The sequence below is a fragment of the Gordonia sp. NPDC003585 genome (assembly GCF_040610755.1).
In the GTDB taxonomy this organism is placed as follows: Bacteria; Actinomycetota; Actinomycetes; order Mycobacteriales; family Mycobacteriaceae; genus Gordonia.
In genome coordinates this window covers 16373-37793 of the sequence record NZ_JBEXMX010000026.1, presented here as the reverse complement: position 1 = coordinate 37793, position 21421 = coordinate 16373, and the positions used below count along the sequence as shown (strand labels likewise).

Genomic DNA, 21421 nt, shown 5'->3' with positions numbered 1-21421 from the left:
GAGGGGATTCCTCATGGTTGTGCACCGGGTTTCGAACACCATCTCAGCACGCCGTTCCGGAGCGCTGATCTCGGCCTTTGTTGCCGTGCTGGCAGTTCCCCTGTTGGTATCCGGCGCCGCGCCCGCGGCAGCCGACCCGCCCAACATGATCGGCGTTCCGCCACAGATTCCCCATGCGATCGACGGCACGGTGCCCGCTCCCCCGTACCCGCACCTGCGTCGCATTCCGCAGCGGGCCGTGACGCCCGGCATGAGTCGACGACTCCAGGAGCTGCGCGAAGCCGTCCTCCCCACCCCGTCCGGTGATCCGTTCTTCGACAGGTGGGCACCCGACCTGGCGCAACGCCGACCGGGCGAGTTGCTGGCGACCCGCGACGTGACCTGGCCGGCCGGATTGCTGGTGACCGCACCGATTTCGTCGGCCCGCCAGATCAAGTTCGCCACCCGTGATGCCATCGGTCGCCCGTCCTTCGGGACAGCCACCATTCTGATTCCGAGGCAGGCATGGCGAGGTCGCGGTCCTCGACCCATCCTGGTCAACAACCTGCCCATCGACTCCCTCGGCGCGGCCTGCACCCCGGGTGCCACCCTCGCGCACGGCCTCGGTGCCGCAACGGGTTTCACCGACTTCTTTCCGCCCAGCTCACAACTCGCCCTCGCTCGCGGTTACTCCGTGATCGTGCCCGACCACCAGGGGCCGCGGATGGCCTACGCCGAACCCACCACCGCCGGCCATATCGTTCTCGACTCCCTGCGTGCAGCCGCCGCGTACAATCCGAAGCTGTTCGGGCGCAGCAGAATCGGCATCACCGGCTACTCGGGTGGCGCCATCGCCACCAACGGCGCCACCAAACTGGCCGCCGGCTACGCACCCGACGTCGCGCCCCGGATCGTCGGCGCGACCCTCGGCGGCGTGCCCGCCGACTTCCGGATGCTCGTCGGCAGCATGAACGCCAATCTCGCGACCGGACTGTTTCACGCGGCGACCTTCGGCATCGCCCGCGAGCGACCGGAGATCCTCACCATGGCAAACCATGCGGCGCAATGGATCGCAAGCTCCCCGCTGAAGAACGTCTGCGTGCTACCCGCGGCCCTGGCGGGCCAGACGTTCATGCCCATGCAGCTGATGTCCAACGACCCCGACCCGTTCCGTTCCCCGGTGGCCGAGAACATCTATCGGGTCACCAAGATGTCCGACCGGAAATCCGTTGTGCCGCTCTATATCTACAACGGCACCTACGAATGGTGGATCCCCGCAGCCGGCGCCCGCAATCTCTTCCGCGAGCAATGCCGCCTCGGCGCCACCGCTACCTACCGCGAGGTCTTCGCCGAACACCTCACCGGCATCATGGTCGGCTACCCGGACGCGATCACCTGGCTCGACGCACGGTTGCGCGGCATCCCCGCGAGGTCGACCTGTCGTCGGTGATGCGAAGCTTCTGCTGATCCACCTCCCTGCCGCTTACCGCTCCCTGAGGTGCGAGCTTGCGAGCCTCGAAGGGCATGGTGAGACAACAACGCAGCTGGCAGGAACCATCTTGGCCGAATGTCCGACAGGGCTGTCGTGCACCCGATCTCGGCACACTCTAGACTCCGGGCGGGGGCTGAGCACGGAGGAGTTGTCGATGCCGGGTCGACCCTGGTCGCGTCGTTGGAAGCTGCGCACGATCGTCACGACGGTCACGATCGTCGCACTGGCGACGACCACCGCCACCGCGGCGGCCGACCCGCCGAATCTCATGCCTGCACCGGGTCAACTGTCCCACGACATCGAGGACGCTGTGCCGGCGCCGAACATTCCGCGACTCGCCCGGATCCCGATGCGCGCGCAGACGCCCGGCGCCGACCGCGCACTCCAGGAGCTGCGAGAAGCAATCATGCCGTCGCCCACCGGCGACCGGTTCTTCGACGACTGGCCCGCAGACCTGGCGAGGTACCGCCCCGGCGCGATCATGTCCACACGCGACGTCGCACCCGTCGCCGCGCCTCTACTCGAGGTCCGGGTGCGCTATGCACGGCAGATCAAATTCCGCACCGTCGACGCTGCCGGCCGTCCGTTGTTCGCCACCGCCACACTGTTTGTGCCGCCGACCACGTGGACAGGTCGCGGCAAGCGTCCGGTCATGGTGAACAACCCACCGATCGTCGCACTGGGCACGCGCTGTACCACCGGATACACGTTCGCGCACGGGAAGACCGACGACACCAACAGCACCGACCTACGACCGGAGACGACGCAGGAATCGCTCAAACGCGGGTACGCGGTGATCGTCCCCGACCACACCGGTGCACGGATGGCGTATGCGGAGCCCTATGTCGCGGCGCATGTGGTTCTGGACGCGGTCCGGGCCGCAAGCGTCTACGACCCGAACAACTTCGGGTCCGGACCCCTGGTGATGCTCGGCTACTCCGGGGGCGCGATCGCCACCAACGCGACCGCGAAACTCGCGTCGTCGTATGCACCGGATGTGGCGAAGCGGTTCGTGGGTGCGGCAATTGGCGGTGTCCCGGCCGACTACCGTGCTTTGGCCGGTGCGATGAACGCGAACCTCGCGTCGGGCGTCTTCCACGCGGCGATCCTGGGAATAGCGCGTGAGCGGCCCGAGTTGCTGACGCTGGCCAACAACCTCGCCCGGCAACTCGCCACCAACGACCTCCTCAAGAATCTCTGCACCGGAACGATGGGCTATTTCGGCTTCACCTTCGGTGCCACCCAGATGCTGTCGACCGACCCCGACCCGTTCCGGACGCCGGCCGCCGAGCACGTCTTCGAGGTGACCGAGATGGCCGGCGACAAGGCCGCCATGCCGATCTTCATCTACCACGGCGCGCAGGAGTGGTGGATTCCGGCGAGCCAGGCACGCTCACTGTTCGCCGAACAGTGTCGCCTCGGCGTCGACGCCACCTACCGCGAGTACCCTGGGGAACACATGACCACCGTTTTCGTCGCGTTCCGGGACGCGTTGGCCTGGCTCGACGCGCGGTTGCAGGGCGTTCCGGCGAAGTCGAACTGCCGGGGCTGAGCGGGGCGTCGGACATCGCCACCCGTCGGATCTCTGTACCCCCGAGTCCGACCAAGTGCACTGTGCATTTCGTCAATCTCCCAGGTACACATTTCCGACGGGTAGTGATCGGCCACCCCACCCGTCGAGTCAGAAAACCAGCACGCGCACGTTCTCGGCGACGCACGCCGGCTTGTCGGCACCCTCGATCTCGACGACGTTCTTCACCACGACGTTGACTCCGGCCGGGGTCTCGTCGACCGAGGTGATGACCGCGTTGGCGCGGATGCGTGAACCCACGACGACCGGGTTGGGGAAGCGCACCTTGTTCAGTCCGTAGTTGATGACCAACTTGGGGCCCTCGACCGTGAAGATTCCGCCGGCCAGCATCGGCAACAAGGACAGCGTGAGGTAGCCGTGGGCGATCGGAGCGCCGAACGGACCCGACTTCGCGCGCTCGGGGTCGACGTGAATCCACTGGTGATCGCCGGTCGCGTCGGCAAACGCGTTGACCCGATCCTGCGTGATCTCGAGCCATTCGCCCGATCCGAGGTCCTCGCCGATCGCGGCGGTGAGTTCTTCGACGGATGTGAATGTGCGCGCCATTGCGTTCTCCATGTTTCGTGATCTGGGTCTCGTGGATGTCCGGCGTCGTAGTCTACCGTTGCGTCCATGAGCACCCCTCGCGTCACTCCGGGAGAATTCTGGGATCTGGGACCCATCAACTGGGTCTTCGCGCGCGGCGCGGCCCGCGTGATCGGCGTCGACAACGCCCGCATCTTCTCGACCCTGGGCCGCACCCGCGGTGTGTTCCGTGCCTGGCTGCACTACTCGGGACGCCTGATGCCGTTCGGCACCTTGTCGCGCAAGGAATCCGAGATGATCATCATCCGCGTCGCACACTTGCGCAAGTGCGACTACGAACTCGATCATCACCGTCGCCTGGGACGCCGTGCGGGCATCGACGACGCGATGTTCGCCCAGATCCTCGCCGGGCCCGGCGACGCGGGCTGGGGAGATCGGGAACGCGCGATGCTGCGGGCGGTCGACGAGCTGATCGAGAATCAGGACATCTCCGACACCGCGTGGTCGGCGCTTACGCGCCACCTCGATGATCGCCGGCTGATCGCGTTCGTCCTTCTGGCCGGACAGTACGACACGCTCGCCACGACCATCCACACGTTGCGCATCCAGCGCGACACCCGGGTCTGACATGGAGTCCTTGAGCCAGCGGTTCATGCAGAACCCACTCTTTGCCCAAGTCTACGAACATCTTTGGCGCCCGACGTTCACCCGGCTGTTCAGCTTCGGCGGCACCGCGACCGAAGACTACGACCGCGCCCTGCAGGCCTACCTGTGCCGTCCCGGTGAGCGCCTGGTCCTCGACGTCGCCTGCGGCCCAGGAAATTACACCCGACGCATCGCCGACGGCCTCACCGGCGACGGACGGTGCATCGGCATCGACTACTCCGCCCCCATGCTCACGCAGGCAGCACGCACCAACACCACCGAGAAGACCGGGTACGTGCGTGGTGACGCACACGCGATGCCGTTCGCCGACAACACCTTCGACACGGTGACCTGCCTCGCGGCGCTCTACCTGATCCCCGACCCCCTGCCCGTGCTCGATGAGCTCGCCCGGGTGACCAAGCCGGGCGGCGAGGTCATCATCTTCACCTCCGTGGTCACCAGGGTCAGCGCGCTGCCCGGGGTCCGCGAAGCGGCCGGCGCGACCGGCTACCGGATCTTCGATCGCCACGAGATCGTCGACGGATTGCGCAACGCCGGACTCGACGACGTCGAGCAGACCATCACCGGCCAGGGTCAGTACGTTATCGGCGTCAAACCCTGATCCGACGAAAGTCCCATTCCTACCCCTACCGTGCTTCCCGAGCTGAGGCGCGCGAGAAGCGGCCTACCACCGCTCCCTGAGGTGCGAGCCTGCGAGCCTCGAAGGGTCCTGGTGAGACGACAATGTCCTCTCACCAGGAGCTTCGAGGCTCGTCGCTTGCGCTCCTCGCACCTCAGCCGGCGGAGCTGGACGCTCAGCCGGCGACAGCGAGCGGAACGCACCACAGCCAGGATTGTCGACCATTTGGAGTAGAGCTATCCTCTAAATAGCCGATCCCGAGGAGTAGTGATGTCCGGTCAGCAGGCCAGCCACGATGAACTGCCGTTTGCCGCACGCAAGACCGAGGACATGCCCGGTCACTGGTTGCTGGCACGACTGGGCAAGCTGGTGCTGCGGCCCGGTGGTCGTGAGCTCACCGAGCAACTGCTCGACGACGCCGAGTTGAGCGACGCCGACGTCCTCGAGATCGCGCCGGGTCTCGGCAAGACCGCACGGTCCATCATCGATCGAAACCCGAAAACCTATGTGGGCGTCGAATCCGACTCTGCGGCCGCCGGGCTCACCGAGGACGTCGTCGGCGATCGTGGGCGCGTCATCCCCGGCGACGCCGCGGCAACCGGACTCGACGCCGACAGCGTCGTCGTAGCGATCGGCGAGGCGATGCTGACGATGCAATCGGACCGGGCCAAGGCCGACATCGTTGCCGAGGCCTTCCGCGTGCTGCGGCCCGGCGGACGCTACGCCATCCACGAACTCGCACTCCATCCCGACACCCTGCCCGACGAGGCGAAGACCGAGATCCGCAAACAACTCGCGCGCTCGATCAAGGTCAACGCCCGACCGCTCACCGAGCAGGAATGGCGAAAGCTGTTGACCGACGCCGGTTTCGAGATCGCGAAGGTAGGCTTCGCCAAGATGGCGCTGTTGCAGCCGCGGCGCGTGCTCGCCGACGAGGGGCCGCTGCGAACGCTCAAGTTCGTCGCAACGTGCTGCGCGACAAGGACGCACGCAGCCGCGTCCTCGGCATGCGCGCCACGTTCACCAAGTATCGGGACCAACTCGCGGCCATCGAGGTCATTGCCGTGAAACCGAACCAGTCATGAGCCCCGCACACACCCGCACGTCGACCACCGTGACAGGTCTCGCCGACCTGACCGGCGACGGCACCGGCCCGCGACCCGACATCACCGCGATGGCCCGCGCCACCGGCGTGAACATCCTCCGCCTGTCGTTTCGGGCGGGGCAGTCGATGGCCGATCATCGGGCCGGACGCCCCATCCTGGTGCTCGGACAAGTCGGCGAGGTGCAGTTCACGATCGGCGACGAGAACGTGACAGTGCGCCCGGGCTCGGCCGTCCACGTCGAGACCGGCGTCACCCATGCGCTCACCGCTGTCACCGACGCCGTCGTCACCCTGCTCATCCTCGAAGACGTAGCCGAGACCGGATGAGCGCAAGCCCGTAAAGTCCTGGACACAGCCCAGATTCACCCCAGGAGCAGCCCATGCCCGCATCCCGTTCGCGCGACAACGCGCAACGCGACAAGGTGCTCGCCATCCTTGCCGATCGCGGCGCGCCGGTGGATGCGCGCGAGGTCGCCGACGCCCTCGACATCCACGTGACCACCGCGCGTTTCCATCTGAACAAACTCGTGTCCGACGACGCCGCGTCGACCGTCGAACTACGCTCGACGACCGCCGGCCGACCCCGGATCGGCTATCGGGCCGTGTCCGCGCCACCGGTCGACGACCTCATCGGACACTTGCTGGCACAACTCGGTTCCACCTCGGCCGCACGAGAACACGCCGCCGCCGACGCCGGCCGCGTGTGGGCCGACGTCAACGCGCTGTCTCGCCTCAACCCACCGTCGCATGCCGATGTGGCACTGCCGGATCCGATCACGGTCGCGGTCGAGACCCTGACCGCTCTCGGATTCCGCGTGTCCATCGTCATGAGCGCGTTCGGCACCCACGAACTCCGCATCTGCTCCTGCCCCCTCAAGGACATCGGGCGCCATCATCCCGAAGTCGCGCGCGGGGTGGCCCGCGGCGTCATCGAACAGACCCTGGCGTCGAGTTCTGCCGCCTTGGCGTCGCAGTACCTGGTCGACGTCGTACCCGATCCCGCGGGCGACTGCGAGATCACCCTTCGGCTGTCGCGGGTGCGCGCGACAGAACCCGCGGCGACGGATGCCACACAGCGATAAGGGTTGCCTCATATTTAGAGGATTAGATTCCTTTTTATGTCCACATTCCGCACCGCCCTGATCGCCGTCGTCGCCCTGATGCTCGCCATCACCGGAGTCCTGGTCGCCGGCGGACCCGCACAAGCCAAGACCTTCCCGCCGAACTTCAAGGTCACCACCGACCGCCCCACCCTGGCCGACCTCAACGACATCGTCGAATTCCTGGTCGAAACACCGGCGTCCGACCAGGCCAAGGCCGCCAACGTGGAAGGCGGGATGAACGCCGTCGTCGTTCCCAAGACCGTCTACAGCCTCGGCTTGTTCCGAGCGCCCCGCGGCTGGAACGAGGTCACCGGACCGCTCGTCCAGCGCGGCAACAGCGTCACCGCGACCCTGAACAGCGGCTCCGTCGGCCGCCCCACCATCATGATGACCGTCGAGTTCAAGAAGCTCGACGGCAACTGGAAGCTGTCGGCGAACTCCCTGTGCCAGGGCGTCAAGACAGTGGGCCTCAACATCTACTGCAACCGCTGAGGCGCTCGGCCACGAGAATGATCGAGATCGATCGCCTGACGGTCCGCCTCGGTGGGCAGACCGTCCTCGACGAGGTGTCGGCAACCGTGCGCCCGGGAGAACTCGTGTATCTCCTGGGCCGCAACGGCGCCGGAAAGTCCACCCTGCTGCGCACCGTCTCCGGCATCACCCGGCCCGACGGCGGCACGGCCAGGGTCAACGGCAGATACCTTGCGCGGCAGTGTCGTCCGCTCACGGAGGTCGGCATCCACCTCGGCGCCGATGCCCATCATCCCGGCCACACCGCGCGACGCCATCTGCACGGGCTCGCCGACGCGGGCGGAGTCGATCGGCGCCGGGCCGACGAACTCCTCGACAAGGTGGGGCTGGCAGAGTCCGCGACGCGACGCGTCTCCGACTTCTCTCTCGGCATGACGCAGCGTCTCGGGTTGGCGGCCGCACTCCTCGGCGACGCACCGACGATCCTGCTCGACGAGCCGGTCAACGGCCTCGACATCGACGGAATCCGTTGGCTGCGCAATCTTTTGCGCGAGCTCACCGCCGAGGGCCGCTGCCTGCTCACCGCATCGCACCTCATGGACGAAGTGGCCCGGACCGGCGATCGGGTGATCGTCCTCGACCGTGGACGGATCATCGCCGACGCAGGTGTCGACGACTTCGTCGTCGGGCACGCCTCTCTCGAAGACGCGTATGTCGCGGCGGTCGGCGGTACGACGCATGGCCACTGATCGTTTGCGCTGCGCCACTGGCCAACTCGGACGCGCAGTACGTGCGGAGATCACCCGATCCGGCGGCCGCCGAAGCATCCTGCTCTTCGGCGCCATCCCGGCTGCCGTGCTGCTCCCGCTGATCGTCACGCTGGGAGTGGCGATGGTGAGCGAGCGCTTCGCGTCGATCTCGAGCACCATCCAGGTCACGTCGGTGGCGACCACCAACTCGGTGTACTGGGTCATCACCTTCACCGTGATCGCCTGGGCCGTGATCGCGACGTTCGCACAGGCCACCGGCGAGCGCGGCGCGGTCGGCGAGATGTCGCGCTACCTGTATCCGCGGTCGGCCACGGCTGCGCTGGCCCGGTGGATCGTCTACGGAGCGTGGGCTGCGCTCTGCTCCGCGGTACTGGCGTGTGTGGTGATGATCTTGCTGCCCAACGTCTTTCCACGCGTCTACGGGGGCGTCGACATCGCATCCGCGGCCGGCGTCCGATTCATCGTGACCGTGCCGATCTACGGCGTGCTCGCCGTCGGCATCGGGGTGGGACTCGCCGCGATCGTCGGCCACCCGGCCACCGCGGTCGCGATTCTCCTCGGCTGGACCTACATCATCGAGAATGCGATCAGCCTCATCACGAACGGCTACACCCTGCAGTCGTACATGCCCTTCCTCAACGGCGTCTACGCCACCGGACAGGAACTCGCGTTCCTCCCGCCGTGGGGCGTCGACGGCGCACTGGCATACGTCGCGGCGATTGCCACGGCCGTCTTCGTCCTCGGATGCGGCGTGCTCACGCTGCGTCGGCGCTGACGCAACGTCCATTCGCACACCTGAACGACACACGCCACCCTCGACACGGCGATACTGTACGGAAGCGGCCCAACTCAGATCGACGCCGCAGCGAGGAGGGTGAGCGATGTCGGCGGACGCCGGGACCTCGCCTCGCGCCGTCTCGGTGAGGATGTCGGGTACGGTCCGCGTGGAGGTCGACGGCGAGCGCGCGGAGATCAAGTCACGTCGCGAACGAGCGGTGCTTGCGCGACTCGTCGCCGCGAACGGACATGTGGTGTCCACCGATCGCCTCATCGACGACCTCTGGAACGGCGAGCCGCCGCCGAAAGCGCTCGCCGGGCTGCAGGTGCACATTTCCAATCTCCGTCGCATCCTGGAACCCGACCGAGCACCGCGGACGCCCGCGCGCATCCTGATCAGCGAAGCACCGGGATACGCGCTGCGGCTGTCCCGGTCGGCGGTGGATCTGTGGCAGTTCGACGATGTCGTCGCCAGTCAGAACGACGACGCACGCGAGCGATTGGCGCAGCTCGACGCCGCGCTCGCCCTCTGGCAGGGCGAACCATACGGCGCGCACGCCGCCGATGACTGGGCCCGCGGTGAAGTCGCTCGTCTCGGCGAGCTCCACCTGGCCGCCATCGAGCAACGTGCCTCCGCCGCACTCGAACTCGGCCGCGCCGCGGACGTTGCAGCGACGCTTCCCTCTCTGTGTGGCACCCACCCCACCCGTGAAGAGCTCTTTCGCCTGCTGGCGCTCGCCCAATATCGGTTGGGCCGTCAGGCCGATGCACTGGAGACGCTGCGGACGGTCCGGCGCTACCTCTCCGAGGAACTCGGCGTCGACCCGACGCCGGCGCTGCGCGATCTGGAAAGCGCTATCCTGCAACATGATCCGAACCTCGGGGGTACCACGACGCTCGCTTCGGCGGCACCGCCGAGTGCACCCACTCTCCTGCCCGCACCGACCGCTTCATACACCGAGTTCGCTGGACGCGAAGCCGAGTTGGAGAAGCTCACGACGCACGCAGATACCGCGCGTCGCACCGGTTTACGCATGGTGTGGATCACCGCCGAGGCCGGGGGCGGGAAGTCGACGCTGGCTCGTGGACTGGTCAATCGGCTTGGCGCCCAGGGATGGACGACCGCCATCGGACACTGCCCCGAGGTCGACGGTGCGCCCACCGCGTGGGCATGGCGCGAGATCGTGGAGGCGCTGGGCCAGGGTCCGGCCGCCGATGACCCCTTCGCCATCGCACGCCAGGTGACCGCGGCGACCGAAGCACTCACCGACACCGGAGCGCTCCTCGTCCTCGACAATGTGCACCGTGCCGACAGCGCCACACTTCAGATCCTCCGTCAGACGATGACCTGGCTGGCCGAACATCCGATCCTGGTGGTGGCGACCTATCGGGCATCCGAGGCCGGAGTCGAATTGCTCGCCACCGGTGCGGCACTCATCGCCATCACCGCCGATCAGCTCACGCTTGCCGGGCTCTCCGACATAGGCATCCGTCAGCTGGCCGCCGACGCCGGCCTCGATCCCATCGACGACACCACGGTGGCACTGTTGCGCTCACGCACCGACGGAAATCCGTTGTTCGTCAAGGAATTGGCCAAGCTGGTTGCCTCCCGTGGACCGCGGGAGGCGCAGCGAGCAATTCCCAGTGGGGTGCGCGAGGTGCTGCTGAGTCGGGTCGAACGTCTGCCCGAGGACGCGGTCTCGGTGATGCGGCTGGCCGCCGTGTGCGGACGCGAGTCCGAGATCGACACCCTCGTCGCGCTGTGGCCCGACGATTCCGAGGACGCCGTGCTCGACGCCATCGACTCCGCGGTGGTGGCCGGACTGCTGACCGCCGCCGGTGACCGGGTGCGGTTCAACCACGTGCTCATGCACGACGCGATCCACGACAGCATCCCGTCCTTGCGGCGGCGCAGGCTACATTGGCGGGTCTTTGAAATCCTCGAGACGATCCCCCGAACCGGAGCTGACGAGTTGGCCTATCACGCCGCGCTCGGCGCCGGCCCCACGACCGTGCCCCGGGCACTGGAGATCGTGGAATCGGCTGCCCGGGAACGGTTCACCCTGTCTGCCGATGCTGTCGGGTTGTGGCGCGATGCCGTCGACCTGCACACCATGGCCGGCCACGGCAGCGTCGAGGCCGCCGACCCGGATCGCACCGCGACGGTACACGCACTGTGCGAACTGGTGACCGCACTCGCCCATGCCGGCGAGATCGGCGAGGCACGCGCGCGACGAGAACAGGCACTGACGCTGGCTCGCACGGTCGGTGACAGATCGCTGGAACTGGCCGTGCTCATCTCCTGGCGGACACCGTCGATCTGGACCACACGTCCCGACCGACTGCTCGACCCGATCATCAGTCAGGCCGTGCGAGATATGCTGCCGCACACCGAAGGCGTCGACCGCGCCCGCCTTCTCGTCACGGCGGTCGCCGAGTTCGAAGGCAACGAGGAACGTTACGCCGCTGCCTGTTCGCGCGAGGCCGTCGAGATCGCGCGGGCCTCCGGCGACCCCGAATTGCTCTGTGCAGCACTGAATGCGCGCGTTCACACGGCCACCGGACCCGACGATCGCGAGGAGCTGTTACCGGCGGCGATCGAGTTCGTGGAGACCGCCGAGTCGGCAGGCATCGTCGATTACACGGCCGTCGCCCACTTCTTCATGGCGATCACGCGAGCCGGTCGGGGCGAGATCGCCGCCGCCCATGCCGAGATGAGTACGGCGCTGCAGACCGCGACGAGCGGCAAAGTCGCCGAGTTGGTGATTGTGCAGGCCACCTTCGGCGCCGCCCTTGATACCCTCCGCGGCAATCTGGACAAGGCAGAACAGACCTATCAGGCGATCGCCTGGCAGCTCCGGGCCGCCGGAAATCCCGCCGAGGAGCAGTTCGAACTGATCGGGGCGCTCTGCGTCGGGTTCAATCGTGGCTCGATCGGCCATCTGGTCGACGGTATTCAACAGATATACGACACCGCGCCAGAGTCGGTCGCCTGGGTTTATGCCGCGGCCCTCATCGACGCCGGGCGGGAAACCGAGGCCCGTGCGGTCGCCGAGATCGGGTATCGCACTGTGCGCGATTACTATTGGAGTGCGCTCGAGGCGTTCCATGCAGACACCCTGGTCCGTCTGCAGATGGCCGAGCCTGCCGCCGCACTCTACGACGAACTCCGGCGGTGGAGTGGGACCGTGGCCGGATTGAACTCCGGCAGCATCGTATTCGGCTACATGGACGACCATCTCGCCCGACTCGCAGATCTCATCGGCGACTCCGCCGCGGCCGCACACCATCGGGAGGTGGCCGCCGCGGTGCGGGCCGATCTCCTGCGCCAACTCGACGAGATCGGCTGACCTGTAGTCGCGTGTCAGAGAGATCGGTAGTCGCGCACCGACATCCGGTGACCGTGTCGTTCCGGCATGGTGCCGTGCAGCTCGCACAGTCGAACCACCCGACCACGTTGTCCGGCGTAGGGTTCGAGGAGCTCCAGCATGCCGTCGTCGTCGACCGGTTCACCGATGAGTGTCTGGCCCACCAGTGACGGGATGTGATAGTCACCCACCGGCACGGCGTCGGCGTCGCCGACGGCGCGCATCCGTACCTCCGCCTCGGTCCACGGGCCCACACCCCGCAAGACGGTCAGTCTGTCGGCGTGCCGTTCGACGTCGATCGACGTCGCACCGCGAATCGTCCGCATCCGCACCGGTTCGGCCCCGCTGCGATGCCACTCCCAGCTCGGGATCTGCGCCCAGACCGACGGCGGAGGCGGGACCCGCATCCGATCAGGAACCGGCCCCGGAGCCCGATCACCGTAGCGCCGCAGCAGGTATCGCCAGGCCCGCCACGCCTCGCGTCCCACAACCTTTTGCTCGAGTATCGCCGGCACCAACGCCTCCCATACCCGATCGGTGCGGCCCATCCGCAAACCCTCGGATCGCGCAACCAGTTGCGCCACAACCTGATCGCGAGGCGCGAGCGCTTCCGGGGTATCACGCGCCCCGAGAAGATCCGGCATCCGATCGAGCAGCCACGACGCTCCCGGCCCCCATGCGCGACCGATCACCGAGGTCGCATCGGATCGAACCGTCAACGTGCCCGGTCCGTCAGGAGTGTGCACACACCGCCAGATCGATCCGTCGCGCGCGTACGTGAACGCCGGGTCGCCGCTTCCGCGACGATGCAGTCCGACGGTGGCTCGGATGTTCAACGGCCACGGCGGATTCCACTCACGGTGGTACATCATCCGATGGCTGAGGTGCGAGCGCAGCGAGCCTCGAAGCCGTGGCGAGCTGACACTGTCGTCTCACCTGCCCTTCGAGGCTCGTCGCTAGCGCTCCTCGCACCTCAGGGAGCGGGATGGCTCTCTGCTCACAGGTTGATCATGTGCCCGATGGCGCCATGGAACGTTTCTTGGAGCGCCTCCGACATGGTCGGGTGGGTGTGCACGTTGCGGGCCAGTTCCTTGGCGGTGAGGTCCCACTTGTGCGCCAGCGTCATCTCCGGAAGCATTTCGGAAACGTTGTCGCCCACCAGATGTCCGCCGAGCAGCTCGTCGGTGTCGGCGTTGGTCACGAGCTTCACGAAGCCCGCCGTCTCCGCGAGGCCCTGCGCCTTGCCGTTGGCACTGAACGGGAAGGTGGTGGCCTTGACGTTGTAGCCCTCGTCCTTGGCCTGGGCCTCGGTGAGTCCGAAGGAGGCCACCTGCGGCTGGCAGAAGGTGGCCCGCGGCATGAACCGGTAGTCGCCCAGGGTCATCGTCTCCGCACCGGCCATCGTCTCGGCCGCGACCACACCCTGCGCCTCGGCGACGTGGGCGAGCTGCAGCTTGGCGGTGACGTCGCCGATGGCGTAGATGCCGTCGACGTTGGTGCGCATGAAGTCGTCGATCGCGATGGCGCCGCGCTCGGTCAGTTCGACGCCCGTCTTGTCGAGGCCGAAGCCCTCGACGCGCGGTGCGAAGCCCACGGACATGAGCACCTTGTCGACGGTGATCTCGCCGTCGTTGCCCTTCGGATCCTTGTAGGTGACCGTCACGTTGTCGCCGTTGTCGGTGACGGTCTGCACCTTGGTGGAGGTGAGCACCTTGACGCCGAGCTTCTTGTACTCCTTGGCGATGACCTTGGAGACGTCGGCGTCCTCGTTGGGCAGCACCCGGTCGAGGAACTCGATGATCGTCACGTCGACGCCATAGTTGGCGAGGACGTAACCGAACTCCATGCCAATGGCACCGGCGCCGACGATCACGATCGAGTCGGGCAGTTCACGGGTGAGGATCTGGGTCTCGTAGGTGACCACGTTGTCGGACAGTTCGACGCCCGGCAGCAGCTTCACCGTCGAGCCGGTGTCGATGATGACGTTGTCGAAGGTGATCTCCCGGTCATCCACGACGATCGTCTTCGCGTCCTTGAACTTGCCGTATCCGTCGATCTCGGTGATCTTGTTCTTCTTCATCAGGAAGTGAACACCCTTGACGATGCCCTCGCTCACCTTGCGGCTGCGGTCGAAGGCGGCACCGAAGTCGAAGGACACGTCGCCGGACATACCGAAGGTCTTTGCCTGGTGGTTGAAGATGTGCGCGAGTTCGGCGTTGCGCAGGAGCGCCTTTGACGGGATGCACCCGACGTTGAGGCACACGCCGCCCCAGTACTTCTCTTCGATGACGGCGGTTTTCATGCCCAGCTGAGCCGACCGGATCGCGGCGACGTACCCACCTGGACCTGCACCCAATACAACTGTTTGAAAGTGTTCAGCCACGACTGCCAGCCTACGTCGGGGCCAGGGGTCGGCGCATGGCGTCCCGCTACTCGGCGGTAACCAGGCATCAAGAATTCAATCAGTGATTGAAACGTTGATTGACTCTGTGGTGTGATGACCGTGTGACCGCCCCCACACGAGCCGACGAAACCCGCGCGCAACTGCTGCGCTGCGCCGAGCGGCTGTTCCTCGCCGACGGATACGACGCCGTGTCGGTGCGATCGATCTGCGCGGCGGCCGGCGCGAATCCGGCCGCGGTGCACTACCACTTCGGCTCCAAGGATCAGCTCACCGTCGCACTCCTCGAGGATCGGCTCGCCCCGATCTGGGTCGCCGCGCTCGACCGGATCGACCCGGCGACCGATTCGGTAGCCACCCTGGTAGACGCGGTGATCACCCCGCTGGTCGCGACCGCCGACGACCCCGTCGGCCATCTTCACCTGCGCTTGCTCGCCAGGTTCGCGCTGACACATCCCGTCGCGCCGTGGAGCAAGCCGTGGTTCCGGCTCGACCACTGGGCAACCGTACTGATCGGCATGGTCGACGGCTTGTCTCCCGACGACGCGCGCCGACGATGGTCGCTCGCGTTCGAACTCATCCTGCTGCGCTTCGGCGGGCCGTCGACGCCGTCGCCGCGCACGGTCGACGCGCTGCGGGCATTTGTCGCCGCGGGCCTCACCTCCCCGGCGCCAGACCTCTCGACATCAGCCCAGCCCACTCACGGAGAGACTCGATGACCAACGCGAACCCCCAACGATCCGACCCCTTCAGCCCGGCGCCGCTCGGCCCGCTGACCTTGCGCAACCGCCTCATCAAATGCGCCACCTTCGAGGGCATGACGCCCGACGCCCTCGTCACCGACGACCTGATAGAGTTCCACCGCGAGGTCGCCGCGGGCGGTGTCGCGATGAGCACCGTCGCCTACTGCGCGATCTCTCCGGAGGGCCGTACCGACCGACACCAGATCTGGATGCGCCCGGAGGCCATGGGAGGCCTGCGGAAGCTCACCGACGCCATCCATGGTGAGGGCGCGCTCGCGGCCGCCCAACTCGGCCATGCCGGCCCGGTCGCGAACTCGGTGTCGAACCGCGCGAAGGCGCTCGGCCCGTCGCGCATTCCCGCACCCATGGGAATGTCGGTGACGCACAAGGTGACCGCCGAGGACATCAAAGATCTACGGGTGAAGTTTCGGCGCGCGGCCCGCATCGCCGTCGACAGCGGATTCGATGGGCTCGAAATCCATTGCGGCCACAACTATCTGATCAGTTGCTTCTTGTCGCCACTGCTCAACCACCGACATGACGGTTACGGTGGCACGCTCGTCAACCGTGCCCGCCTGGCCCGCGAGGTCGCCGAGTCGGTGCGCGAGGAGGTCGGCGACGAGGCCGCGGTCTGGGTGAAGCTCAACATGTTCGACGGTGTGGGAAAGCCCGGCGGTGGCGGTCGGCGGTGGTCGGGATTCAACATCGACGAGGCCTGTGAGGTGGCCCGGCTGCTCGAACGCGACGGTCACCTCGACGCCATCGAACCGACCGCTGGGTCGTCACTCCTCAACCCCATGTACCTCTTCCATGGCGACGCCCCGCGCGCCGCGTTCGCCGACGCCTTCCGCGGTGCCATGCACTGGGGCCTCAAGGCGGCCGGCCCGTTCTTCCTCAAGCACTACGACTACCACGACGGCTACCTCCTGCCACTCGCCCGCCGGCTGCGCGCGGCCGTCGACCTCCCGCTGATCCTGCTGGGTGGCGTAACCGACCGCGCATCAATGGATCTCGCGCTGGGTGAGGGATTCGACTTCGTCGCGATGGGGCGTGCATTGCTGCGCGAACCCGACCTGCCCTTGCGTATCGCGTCCGACCCGGCGACCACATCGCAGTGCACGCATTGCAACCTCTGCATGCCGACCATCTACTCGCACACCCGCTGCCCGGTGCGCACCGGCGAGGTGGTCGCGGGCTAGGCATTCCGCTCACTGCCGGGTGAACACCCCGTCGTTCTCCTCGTCGTCGTAGTACTCGATCAGCATGCGCGGCCCGTCGAAGGTGACCTTGGAGATCGATCCGAGTTCGGCGTTCTCGTTGCGGAGTGTGAAGGTGAAGGTGTTGCCGTCCCAGTGGGTGAGTTCATGGGTCGTCACACCACCCGGACCCATCGCCAGGACCAGCTTTCCGCCCTGCTCGCGGACCACCGCCGGTCCGTACATGGAGTTCGCATAGGTTCCGACGTAGGACGAGAGCGCCTGCGCCGGTGCAGAATTGGCTGGACGCTGCTTACCCACCAGGCTGCCCGACGGCTGGTTCTCCGCGTCGAACGCCTGCCGGTAGAGGGTGCGCCAGTCGTGACGCACCTCGCCGAACTGGACGAGATCGGCGAACTCGCCGGTGATCGCTTCGACCGCCCCGATGGGAGATGCGTTGGACAACACCACGATCGCCACGTCAGCCGAGGGCAGCACGAGGAAGTTGGTTGCCGCTCCCGACCCGAAGGCACCCGAATGGCTCACCTGGGTGCGCCCGCCGGCGGTGACCGAGACGTTGAATCCGTAGCCGTAGAACCCGGCCCGCGCGTCCGGCGCCGAGGACGGTGACGACACGATCTGCGGCGTGATCGCGGGCAACAACGCCTCGGGCGCGACGAGTTGCTTACCCTGATACGTTCCCTGAGCCATCAACATCGTGAGCCAGTGGGTGAGGTCGTTGACCGACGAACTGACCCCACCTGCGGGCGCCTGCGCGTCGGGATCGCGTTGCTTGAACGTGACGACCCACTTGCCGTCGACCTGCACGTGCCCGACGACCCGGTTGTCGCGTGCCGTGAAATCCCGGAAGCGCGAACTCGTGCGCGTCATGCCGAGTGGGCGGTAGATCGACTCCTCCGAGAGCGTCTCCCAGTCGCGGCCCGACCGGTTGGCCACCGACTCGGCGCCGGCGGTGATCCCGAAGTTGGTGTAGTCGTATGTGATTCGGAACGGCTGCAGCGGCGCGTATCGCAGTCGGTTGAGGACCACCGCCCGGGGATAACCGAGATCCTCGATCTTGTCGCCGGCGTGGTCGGGCAAACCGGAACGGTGCGTGTACATGTCGGCGACGGTGACCGTGCGAGTGACATACGGGTCGGCGAGCGCGAAACCGGGCAGCGCGGCCGCCACCTGGTCGTCCCACGACACGGTCTTGTTGGTGACCTGCGACGCGATCACCGTCGAACCGATGGACTTGGACATCGAGGCGAGCGGGAAGACGGTGTCGGCGTTGACGGAGGCACCCGTGGTGACATCGGCGACCCCGAATCCCTTGGCGTATTTGGTTTCCCCGCCCGACACCACCGCCACGGCCATACCGGGAATCCCGGTGTCGCGCATCATCGATTCGACGAGCCCGTCGAGTTTGGACACCGCGTCGGCGACCGCGTTGTCCGGCAGCGCACCCTCGACCTGGGCGTTGGGATTCTCCTCCGACGCCGGGACCGCGGAACTGCTGGGCGACGACGTGGAACCGGAGTCGCAGGCCGCTGCCAGCACGGCGACGGCGAGCACGCTGGTCGCGACCAGCGGCCAGCGCCGTCGATGTCGGGTTCTCGGACGGATTACGGCCAACATGACGCCCTCCTGAGATCTCCGACCCTCGCTCGGCAGGTTACCGGACGCATGACCTGCACGTATGCGGTTTGAACAGGCCAAATGACGCGGTCGAGCGAGCCCACGTAGGTTGAATGCCATGACGCAGCACGACGGCACGACGCCGCCCGACCCCTACCTCTGGCTCGAGGACGTGACCGGCGACGACGCACTCGCCTGGGTGCGTGAACACAACCAGCCGACGGTCGACGAACTGACGTCGTCCGACCGGTTCCGCGAGATGGAATCGCAGACCCTCGCGGCCCTCGACACCGACGACCGAATCCCCTACGTCCGACGCCGCGGCGAGTACCTCTACAACTTCTGGAAGGACGCCGCCAACCCGCGCGGTCTCTGGCGCCGCACCACGCTCGAGTCCTACGTCACCGACACACCGGACTGGGACGTGCTCATCGACGTCGACGAGTTGGCCCGCGACGAAGACGAGAACTGGGTATGGGCCGGCGCCACGGCATTACGGCCCCACTACGATCGGGCACTCATCTCACTGTCTCGCGGCGGCGCCGACGCCACCGTCGTCCGAGAATTCGACCTGACCACTCGCACCTGGGTCGCCGACGGCTTCGGGCTCCCCGAGAACAAATCCAGCGTGGGGTGGATTGATCGCGATTCCGTCTATGTCGGAACCGATTTCGGGGTCCAGCCGGATGGCCGCAAGGCACTGACCGACTCCGGGTACCCACGCATCGTCAAGCGCTGGTCCCGCGGCACCCCGCTCGAGGACGCCGTGACGGTCTTCGCCGGGGAGACCGGTGACGTGTCGATCCGGGCGGTGTACGACGACACCCCGGGGTTCGAGCGTCATTTCGTGAGCCGGGCCACCGACTTCTTCAACTCGCTGCTGTACCAATTATCGGACGACACGCAAGAATTGGTGGATGTGCCGACCGACGCACACGCGGGGGTGCACCGGGACTGGCTGCTGGTGCTGACCCGGTCGGAGTGGTCCGTCGGCGACGTGACCCATGCACCGGGAACGCTGCTCGTCTTCGACTATCCGCGCTACCAGGCCGGCGGCCGCGACGCGACGGTCCTGTTCACCCCGGACGCGCACACGAGTCTGGTCGACTATTCCTTCACCCGTTCACATCTCATCATCGTGACGCTGCACGACGTCCACACGCGGGTCGAGGTGCGCAGCGTCGGCGACTGGGAAACCGTGCCGCAGCCCGGACTTCCCGAGCTCGCCACCATCTCGGTCCTCGACACCGACCCCGACGAGAGCGACGAGGTCTTCTGGTCGGCAACGTCATTCACCGATCCGCCGAGTCTGCTGCACGGCGACAGTGGCGTGGACGCAACCGTCATCAAACACAGTCCGGAGTTCTTCGACGCCGAGAACATCAGTGCCGAACAGCATTTCGCCACCTCCGACGACGGAACGCAGGTCCCCTACTTTGTGGTGCGCAGGAATGGCACCAGCAGCGGGCCGACGCTGCTCTACGGCTACGGCGGATTCGAGAACGCCCTGACGCCAGGTTATCTGGCGATCGCCGGGCAGAGCTGGATCGCGCGCGGCGGCATCTACGTCATCGCCAACATCCGGGGTGGCGGCGAGTACGGTCCGTCGTGGCACACCCAGGCGCAGAAGGCCGGCCGACACAAGGTGTACGAGGACTTTGCGGCGGTGGCGCGCGCTCTCGTCGACTCCGGTCTCACGACGCCGAAGCAGCTTGCCGCGCAAGGTGGTTCCAACGGTGGGCTTCTCATGGGAGTGATGCTGACCCGATATCCGGAGCTGTTCGGAGCGCTGGTGTGCCAGGTGCCGCTGATCGACATGCGGCGCTATCACCTACTGCTCGCGGGAGCATCGTGGATGGCCGAGTACGGCGATCCCGACGATCCCGAGCAGTGGGCGTTCATGAAGCCGTTCTCGCCGTATCAGAACATCAGCGCCGACGTCACCTACCCGCCGATCCTGGTCACGACGTCCACCCGCGACGATCGCGTCCATCCGGGGCACGCCCGAAAACTGGTGGCACGCCTCGAGGAGACCGGGCACGCCGTGCAGTACTACGAGAACATCGAGGGCGGGCACGGCGGCGCGGCGGACAACAAGCAGGCGGCGTTCAAGTCCGCGCTCGCCTACGAATTCCTGTGGCGCACCATCGGGTGACACGACTGAGAGTGACTTTCGGATTCCACGGCGGCACGCCACGTCGTCGTGCCATCGGGTACCAGGCCAGGCCGATGAGCACCGATGTGAAGTGACCGATCGCGGTGAAGTCGAAGGCCACGATCAGCGGGAGACCGTAGACCGCGAGTACGCCGCCGAGATACACCCAGCACCACGGACGTGCGATGCGGTAGGTCAACACACCGACGATGCCCGCGAGGAAATAGCTCACGCCGACGTCGAGCACGTTGACCATCGACTCGTCGGCCACGCCATCGTGGATGGCGAGACCGAGCAACCCCTCACTGACGAAGGTCGCCAGGATGTGCGCGCTCAGTCCGACCGCCAGCCACCGTAGGGACCCCAGCCAGCGCTCCGCGGGGATGTGAAAGACGCAGAACGACACCAGGTACGGAAGCCAGAACGCGCCGTCGATCCAGAACAGACTGGTGAACAGCACATGCACGGGGTCGGTGGTCAGGTTGTGCAGGTTGGTGGACCGCTCACCGAGAATCCGGTCGAGCTCTGCCGGGCTCACAGTGCGCCCGATGATGGTGGTCACCAGCAGGATCGCGAGCCAACCACAGGTCAGCGGCGCCGACGCGAGCACACCCCACGTCGCACGGAGTGCGTGGCGCTGCGCGCGAACCATACAAACACCTCTCGTCGACGACCTTGTGTCAGTGTCCCACTGTGGTCGGTGTCGTGACATGTTGCGCACAGTCCAGTGCCAGATCGTCGAAGCGAGACCGAATCCACCGGCACGCGCATCTAGGCTCACCGATCATGTTGCCGGTATCTCGCGCCCTGTTCCGCCGCCTG

18 protein-coding genes and 1 pseudogene are annotated in these 21421 nt (G+C 66.7%); 14 read left to right on the top strand and 5 right to left on the bottom strand.

Going from position 1 to position 21421, the window contains the following annotated elements:
- Positions 1-13 precede the first annotated feature (13 nt).
- Together ABZW74_RS09445 and ABZW74_RS09440 are read left to right on the top strand one after the other, a co-directional pair.
- Positions 14-1429, top strand: a complete 1416-nt coding sequence (locus ABZW74_RS09445) for a lipase family protein (RefSeq protein WP_355275814.1) — start codon at positions 14-16, stop codon at positions 1427-1429.
- A 196-nt stretch (positions 1430-1625) separates the two neighbouring features.
- The gene (locus ABZW74_RS09440; RefSeq protein ID WP_355275812.1) at positions 1626-3023 is read left to right on the top strand and encodes a lipase family protein; all 1398 of its coding nucleotides are present in this window, start codon (positions 1626-1628) and stop codon (positions 3021-3023) included.
- 129 nt (positions 3024-3152) lie between these two features.
- Here the strand turns inward: ABZW74_RS09440 and ABZW74_RS09435 are convergent, their stop codons facing one another.
- Positions 3153-3620: a MaoC family dehydratase gene (locus ABZW74_RS09435; RefSeq protein WP_240859759.1), complete on the bottom strand. Its 468-nt coding sequence runs from the start codon at positions 3618-3620 to the stop codon at positions 3153-3155.
- Positions 3621-3674: 54 nt separating this feature from the next.
- On the opposite strand from ABZW74_RS09435, the gene ABZW74_RS09430 reads away from it, so the two are divergent.
- The 9 genes and pseudogenes from ABZW74_RS09430 to ABZW74_RS09390 all read left to right on the top strand — a co-directional run bounded on the left by ABZW74_RS09430 (position 3675) and on the right by ABZW74_RS09390 (position 12448).
- Entirely contained in the window at positions 3675-4214 is a 540-nt protein-coding gene (locus tag ABZW74_RS09430) for a carboxymuconolactone decarboxylase family protein (protein WP_240859760.1), read from the top strand.
- Between the two features lies 1 nt (position 4215).
- A complete protein-coding gene (locus ABZW74_RS09425; protein WP_240859761.1) occupies positions 4216-4854 on the top strand; it encodes a class I SAM-dependent methyltransferase in 639 nt (212 codons plus the stop codon).
- A gap of 288 nt (positions 4855-5142) precedes the next feature.
- Positions 5143-5957: pseudogene (locus tag ABZW74_RS09420) on the top strand (methyltransferase domain-containing protein).
- A complete protein-coding gene (locus ABZW74_RS09415) occupies positions 5954-6304 on the top strand; it encodes a cupin domain-containing protein (protein WP_240859763.1) in 351 nt (116 codons plus the stop codon). The pseudogene ABZW74_RS09420 and the gene ABZW74_RS09415 overlap by 4 nt, the downstream one beginning before the upstream one ends.
- 53 nt (positions 6305-6357) lie before the next feature.
- Positions 6358-7059 carry a transcriptional regulator gene (locus ABZW74_RS09410; RefSeq protein WP_355275810.1) on the top strand — a complete coding sequence of 234 codons (702 nt, stop codon included), beginning with the start codon at positions 6358-6360 and terminating at the stop codon, positions 7057-7059.
- A gap of 36 nt (positions 7060-7095) precedes the next feature.
- Entirely contained in the window at positions 7096-7572 is a 477-nt protein-coding gene (locus tag ABZW74_RS09405; RefSeq protein WP_240859767.1) for a hypothetical protein, read from the top strand.
- A gap of 17 nt (positions 7573-7589) precedes the next feature.
- Positions 7590-8300: an ATP-binding cassette domain-containing protein gene (locus ABZW74_RS09400; RefSeq protein ID WP_240859772.1), complete on the top strand. Its 711-nt coding sequence runs from the start codon at positions 7590-7592 to the stop codon at positions 8298-8300.
- A complete protein-coding gene (locus ABZW74_RS09395; protein ID WP_355275809.1) occupies positions 8290-9096 on the top strand; it encodes an ABC transporter permease in 807 nt (268 codons plus the stop codon). Before ABZW74_RS09400 ends, ABZW74_RS09395 begins: the two co-directional genes overlap by 11 nt.
- A gap of 106 nt (positions 9097-9202) precedes the next feature.
- Entirely contained in the window at positions 9203-12448 is a 3246-nt protein-coding gene (locus tag ABZW74_RS09390) for a BTAD domain-containing putative transcriptional regulator (RefSeq protein WP_355275807.1), read from the top strand.
- 14 nt (positions 12449-12462) lie between these two features.
- Here the strand turns inward: ABZW74_RS09390 and ABZW74_RS09385 are convergent, their stop codons facing one another.
- Positions 12463-13335, bottom strand: a complete 873-nt coding sequence (locus ABZW74_RS09385) for a 3-methyladenine DNA glycosylase (RefSeq protein WP_240859778.1) — start codon at positions 13333-13335, stop codon at positions 12463-12465.
- 128 nt (positions 13336-13463) lie between these two features.
- A complete protein-coding gene (lpdA, locus tag ABZW74_RS09380) occupies positions 13464-14849 on the bottom strand; it encodes a dihydrolipoyl dehydrogenase (RefSeq protein WP_355275805.1) in 1386 nt (461 codons plus the stop codon).
- A gap of 122 nt (positions 14850-14971) precedes the next feature.
- On the opposite strand from lpdA, the gene ABZW74_RS09375 reads away from it, so the two are divergent.
- Together ABZW74_RS09375 and ABZW74_RS09370 are read left to right on the top strand one after the other, a co-directional pair.
- Positions 14972-15586: a TetR/AcrR family transcriptional regulator gene (locus ABZW74_RS09375; RefSeq protein WP_355275803.1), complete on the top strand. Its 615-nt coding sequence runs from the start codon at positions 14972-14974 to the stop codon at positions 15584-15586.
- Complete coding sequence (locus ABZW74_RS09370; RefSeq protein ID WP_355275801.1) at positions 15583-16809, top strand: NADH:flavin oxidoreductase; 1227 nt, start codon at positions 15583-15585, stop codon at positions 16807-16809. The genes ABZW74_RS09375 and ABZW74_RS09370 overlap by 4 nt, the downstream gene beginning before the upstream one ends.
- A gap of 9 nt (positions 16810-16818) precedes the next feature.
- Here the strand turns inward: ABZW74_RS09370 and ABZW74_RS09365 are convergent, their stop codons facing one another.
- Positions 16819-18444 (bottom strand): serine hydrolase, encoded by a 1626-nt coding sequence (locus ABZW74_RS09365; protein WP_355275799.1) that lies wholly within the window; start codon positions 18442-18444, stop codon positions 16819-16821.
- Positions 18445-18553: 109 nt separating this feature from the next.
- Here ABZW74_RS09365 and ABZW74_RS09360 point away from each other — a divergent pair, with 109 nt between their 5' ends.
- The gene (locus tag ABZW74_RS09360; protein ID WP_355275797.1) at positions 18554-20599 is read left to right on the top strand and encodes a prolyl oligopeptidase family serine peptidase; all 2046 of its coding nucleotides are present in this window, start codon (positions 18554-18556) and stop codon (positions 20597-20599) included.
- Here the strand turns inward: ABZW74_RS09360 and ABZW74_RS09355 are convergent.
- Positions 20553-21251: a rhomboid-like protein gene (locus ABZW74_RS09355; protein ID WP_355275795.1), complete on the bottom strand. Its 699-nt coding sequence runs from the start codon at positions 21249-21251 to the stop codon at positions 20553-20555. The genes ABZW74_RS09360 and ABZW74_RS09355 overlap by 47 nt on opposite strands.
- Positions 21252-21421: the final 170 nt, after the last annotated feature.